The organism is Brevundimonas sp., from assembly GCF_032017145.1.
Lineage (GTDB): Bacteria > Pseudomonadota > Alphaproteobacteria > Caulobacterales > Caulobacteraceae > Brevundimonas.
Genome location: NZ_DALZQC010000152.1, coordinates 1 through 5,354, shown reverse-complemented (window position 1 = coordinate 5,354; position 5,354 = coordinate 1). Strand labels below are relative to the sequence as shown.

6 protein-coding genes are annotated in these 5,354 nt (G+C 66.8%); 4 read left to right on the top strand and 2 right to left on the bottom strand.

What is annotated here, in order from left to right:
- Positions 1-1,197 (top strand): endo-1,4-beta-xylanase (locus RTU05_RS16725; protein ID WP_409411644.1); only part of this gene is annotated, 1,197 nt, incomplete at its 5' end.
- A gap of 120 nt (positions 1,198-1,317) precedes the next feature.
- Entirely contained in the window at positions 1,318-2,694 is a 1,377-nt protein-coding gene (locus RTU05_RS16720; protein ID WP_312599448.1) for a serine hydrolase, read from the top strand.
- A gap of 69 nt (positions 2,695-2,763) precedes the next feature.
- On the opposite strand, the gene RTU05_RS16715 is transcribed toward RTU05_RS16720, so the two are convergent.
- Positions 2,764-3,267: a hypothetical protein gene (locus tag RTU05_RS16715; protein ID WP_312599447.1), complete on the bottom strand. Its 504-nt coding sequence runs from the start codon at positions 3,265-3,267 to the stop codon at positions 2,764-2,766.
- Between the two features lie 165 nt (positions 3,268-3,432).
- Complete coding sequence (gene ctrA, locus RTU05_RS16710; protein ID WP_135193504.1) at positions 3,433-4,134, bottom strand: response regulator transcription factor CtrA; 702 nt, start codon at positions 4,132-4,134, stop codon at positions 3,433-3,435.
- 373 nt (positions 4,135-4,507) lie between these two features.
- Between ctrA and RTU05_RS16705 the strand changes: the two genes are divergently transcribed.
- Entirely contained in the window at positions 4,508-4,861 is a 354-nt protein-coding gene (locus RTU05_RS16705; protein ID WP_312599446.1) for a chromosomal replication initiator DnaA, read from the top strand.
- The coding region (locus RTU05_RS16700) for a DUF6456 domain-containing protein (RefSeq protein WP_312599445.1) at positions 4,858-5,354 on the top strand (497 nt) is incomplete at its 3' end. The genes RTU05_RS16705 and RTU05_RS16700, both read left to right, overlap by 4 nt.

The following is a 5,354-nucleotide window of genomic DNA, read 5'->3' as shown; positions in this document are numbered from 1 at the left end:
TGGTGGAGGGGGCGGACGCCGCACGCCGTTTCGACATCTGATCGTGCGGACCATCCCAAAACCGGGACTGAGGTCGCCCCCTCCACCGCTTGGCGGTCCCCCTCCCCCGTTCCGCTGCGCTTCGCGGGGGAGGATCTTAGCCGCCGCACCATACTCGCCGCCCCGCTCGCGCTGGCCGCCTGCGACCGGTTCGCCTCGGCCGAGCCGACGCCGCCCGACGTCCCCCCGCTGAAATCCGTTTCGCCCGCCCCCTTCGGCACGGCGATCAAGGCCGGCCAGATCGACGACCCGGACTGGGTCGCCCTGGCCCGCGCCAATGTCTCCCAGCTGACGCCGGAGTGGGAGATGAAGATGGAATATATCCTGGCCGACGGCCTGGACCGCCCCAACTTCGACCGTTCGGACCGCATCGCCGCCTTCGCCCAGGCTGAGGGCATGGCGATACATGGCCACACCCTGATCTGGTACGCACAGGGCAAGGAGGCGTTCGCGGGCCTGTCCGGCGCCGCCTTCGACCGCGCCTTCGACGGCTATATCGCCACGGTCGCCGGTCGCTATCGCGGCAAGGTCCGCAGCTGGGACGTGGTCAACGAGCCGATCCTGGACGACGGCTCGGGAATGCGCGACTGCCACTGGAGCGCGCGTTACGGCCACGACGGCTATATCCTGCGCGCCTTCGAAAAGGCCCGCGCCGCCGATCCGCAGGCCCTGCTGTTCCTGAACGACTACAATCAGGAAAGCGTGCCGGCCAAGGGCGCGCAGTTCCTGAAACTGGTCGAGCGGCTGCTGAAGGCGGGCTGCCCCCTGCAGGGGCTGGGGCTGCAATCCCACCTGTGGATCGACATCAAGCCGGGCGTCATCGCCGCCTTCATGCGCGAGGCGGCCCAGTTCGGCCTGCCGATCCATGTGTCGGAGCTGGACTGCACCCTGCGCACCGAGGACCGGCTGGACTTCCGCAGCCAGGCCGAACGCCTGACCGCCCAGGGCGCGCGCGTCGCCGAACTGGCCCAGGCCTTCGCCGCCCTGCCCAAGGCCCAGCAGTTCGCCTTCACCGTCTGGGGCCTGCGCGACACCGACAGCTGGTATCGTCAGGGCGAAAAGGACGACGGAAAGGACAAGCCCCTGCCCTTCGACAGCTTCGGCCGCCCCAATTCGATGGCGGCGGCCCTGGCGGCGGGGTTCAAGACCCCCGCCTGATCGGAAGGCCGCCGGTCGTCCGGCGTGGGGCCGACGTTTTTTCGACGGGGTGCATCCGCAAGGCCCCCTCGCCGCCTCTTGTTGAAAGCGTCAGCGTGGCGCGTTCAGGAGAATACCGCCTTGCCCCCTTCGCCCGTCGCCCGACCCGCCGCACGTCTGCTGTTCGCCATTGGCGCGCTGGCCCTAGCCTTCGGTCCCTTCGCGGCAGATCAAGCCCAGGCCCAGGACGTCGGGCGGATGGATCAGGTGGTGCGCGCCTCCAGCGACGCCGACGTCTTTTCGGGCGCCGTCCTGGTCGCGCGCGACGGCCGCATCCTGCTGGACCGGGGCTACGGCCTGGCCGATCGCGAGTGGAACATCCCCAACGACGGCGATGTGAAGTTCCGCCTGGGGTCCCTGTCCAAACAGTTCACCGCCGTCGCCGTCATGCTGTTGAACCAACAGGGCAAGCTGGATCTGGACGCGCCGATCAAGACCTGGCTGCCCGACGCCCCGGCCGCCTGGGACGCGGTGACGCCGCGCCATCTGCTCAGCCACACGGCGGGCCTGCCCAACTTCACCGCCTTTCCCGATTATCAGGACCTGAAGACGCGGCCGGCGACGCTGGAACAGTTGATCGCCCGGTTCCGCGACCGCCCGCTGGACTTCGCGCCCGGCTCGCGCTTCGCCTATTCCAACTCGGGCTATGTGCTGCTCAGCGCCATCGTCGAGGCGGCCGGCGGCCAGACCTACGCCGACTTCGTGACCGACCATCTGTTCCAGCCGCTGGGCATGACCGACAGCGGCTATGACCGCCACGACGTCATCCTGCCCCGCCGCGCCTCGGGCTATACGCCGGGCGCCGAAGGGATCGTGAACGCCGACTATGTGGACATGAGCATCCCGACCGGCGCCGGCGCCCTTTATTCGACAACCCGCGACCTGCTGAAATGGGAACAGGGTCTGTTCGGCGGCCGGCTTCTGAACGCCCAGTCCCTGGCCGCCCTGACCACGCCCGTCCGCGACGGCTACGCCATGGGCCTGATCGTCAGCGAGGCCGACGGCAAGCGCCTGATCTGGCACAACGGCGCCATCGAGGGGTTCAACACCTATATGGCCTATGATCCGGGCGACCGGACGGCCGTGATCGTGCTGGGAAATCTGAACGGCGAGGCGCCGGACAAGCTGGGCGCGGCCCTGGTCACACTGGCGCGCGGCGGGACCGTGACCCTGGCCAGCGAACGCCGCGCCGTCGCCCTCTCGCCCGAGGTGCTGAAGGCTTACGAGGGCGTCTACGATCTGGCCCCGACGTTCGCCCTGACGATCTCGGTCGTGGACGGCAAGCTGATGGCCCAGGCCACCGGCCAGCCGGCCTTCGCCCTGACGGCGGAGGCCCAGGACGCCTTCTACCTGACCGCCGTGGACGCCCAGATCAGCTTCACCCGCGACGCCTCCGGCGCCGTCGATGGTCTGGTCCTGCACCAGGGCGGACGCGACATGCCGGCCAAGCGACAGTGACCGGTCTTGAAATTTCGCCGTTTCAAGGCTAGGTTGAAAGCCTGATCTGATGAGGTGAGAACTCCCTCCTCACACACTCCGTCTCACGACGGCGTAAAGTAGGCGAAAGCCGAAAGAGATGCGGGACCTTGGGACCCCGCCGTCGGATTGGAAAGAGGCCCCGTTACGGCGGGGCCTTTTGCTTACACGGGCAGCCAGTATCCCTTGGCGATGCGGACATCCAGATCGCGCCGCGATACGCGATACGCGATAGGCGCTGGCGACGACATACCGTCCATGCGCGTCCGGCTTCAACTTAATCGCCACCAGCAGGATCGCCTTGGCGACGCTGATGCGGCGAACCATGACGAAACCCTCCCGGTCCTTTGGTCCCTGCCCCACCCAATCCGGCGCCTGCAAAATCTGTCCGATATGTCGAATGCACAGCGCATAGTCGGCCGGATGCCGATCCTCCGCATGTTCCTGAGCGGATGCGGAGAAATGGACAGGACCGGGGCGTAGGCTCCAGCCCATCGCATCGTTGACGAGGCCGACCGCCAGGGGGCCGCAATCGATCGGCTTGTATTTCGCCATCGCCTCTCTCGGGGATCGAGATCATCCGACCGTGGCCCCGACAGATGCTCCAGGTTGTGGATTGCATAGCGCCGGGCGTCAATCACCGCGCTCATCGCGACGCCTCAAGGCGAAAACGCCCGCCGTTTCCGGCGGGCGTTTCGAAATCGGCGGATCGAAGGTCGATCAGGCGGCGACGGTGACGACGCTCTCGGACGGGTCGCGCAGGACGTAGCCGCGGCCCCAGACGGTTTCGATGTAATGCTTGCCGTCGGCGGCGGTGGCCAGCTTCTTGCGAAGCTTGCAGATGAAGACGTCGATGATCTTCAGCTCGGGCTCGTCCATGCCGCCGTACAGGTGGTTCAGGAACATTTCCTTGGTCAGGGTGGTGCCCTTGCGGAGCGAGAGCAGCTCCAGCATCTGATATTCCTTGCCGGTCAGATGCACGCGGTGACCGTTCACCTCGACCGTCTTGGCGTCCAGGTTCACGGCGATCTCGCCGGTGTGGATGATGGCCTGGGCGTGACCCTTGGAGCGACGGACCACGGCGTGGGTGCGCGCGATCAGCTCATCCTTGTGGAAGGGCTTGGTCATATAGTCGTCGGCGCCGCCGCCGAAGGTCTTGACCTTGGTTTCAATCTCGTGGCTGCCCGACAGGATCATGACGGGGGTGTTGACCTTGCCCACGCGAAGCTGGCGCAGGACCTCAAGGCCGCTCATGTCCGGCAGGTTCAGGTCAAGAAGAATGAGGTCGTAGTCATAGATCTTGCCCAGATCGATGCCTTCTTCGCCCAGGTCGGTCGTGTAGACGTTGAAGCCTTCGGACTTCAGCATCAGTTCGATGCTTTGGGCAGTTGCGTGATCGTCTTCAATCAACAGGACGCGCATTCGTGCCCCTCCAGGCCATAGCTTTGCGGTAACCACCCTGGCGCACGGCCGGGTAACCTTGTTCGCAGGTTAAGACGTGAAAACCTTAAGAAGGGTTAACGCCATTGGATTGAGTCGAATCTAGGCTGATTTGCGAATCGCCGTCGAGTGGCCGGAGTCAAGGATTCGAAATTTATTAACCATACTCCCGAGGCCGCCCTGCCGTATGCGAACGAGGCCGGCCCCTATCCAGCACATCGCCCGCACCACAACCCCAAGGCGGTTAAGGCGCTACGTCCGATCTTGACGTCAAATAGGTTTTTATTCCTATCACGACGTCGGGACGCCTTAGGGTGTCTGCGTTGGAGTTCAGAAGAACAGGGAGGCGTTCGCCGTGGAGGAATATATCGTGCCGGTCAGCGAGGAGGACCGGATCAAGGCCGGGCTGGCCGTGCATCTGGTCGCCGTGCGCACCGGCGCCCTGCCGTCGCAGATGATGGGCAAGGGTCGGATGAATCCGCGCATGGCCCGTCCGCGCTGGCTGGCCATGTATCTGTCGCACATCGCCTTCGGCTGGACGCTGGAGCGGGTCAGCCACGTGTTCGGCGTCAATCGCGCCAGCGCCGGGGCCGCCTGTCGCTGGGTCGAGGACGAACGCGAACGCCGGCCGGTCGACGACCTGCTGAGCGAACTGGAAGCCTGCATCCAGACGCTGTATCAGCCGCCCGTCATGGACCTGGCCCGATGAGCCGGATCGTGGAGCGGGCGCGCGGCCTGATGAACCGCCCCGGCGCCTGGCTGGCCCCCAGCGGCGACGGCGACGGCGGCGCCTATGCGCTACGGCTGTCGGCGGATCGGCGCAGCCGGATCAGCCTGACCTTGAACGAGGCGGAGTTCCGCGCCCTGATCGAACGGCCCGGTCTGCGCGCGCGGCCCGGCGGCGGCTGGCAGGCCCGGCGCGAGGGAGAGACGGCGGCTTCGCTTCCGCCCGGCCGACCGGGCATGGTCCTGGGCGAACGCGACCTGATCCAGCCGGACGGACGGGTGGCGCGGCGGGCGGCCAATCTGGGCGAAAGCCCCATCGCCTGGCTGGCGCGGCGAAAGGATGTCTCGGGCCGGCCCTGGCTGACGCCGGCCGAGGCGGCGGCGGGGGAGCGTCTGCGGCGCGAGGCCGAGTTCGCCCTGCGCGGCCCGTCCCTGACCATGCGCTGGGACGCCCTGCCGACGTCCGGCGCCGGAAC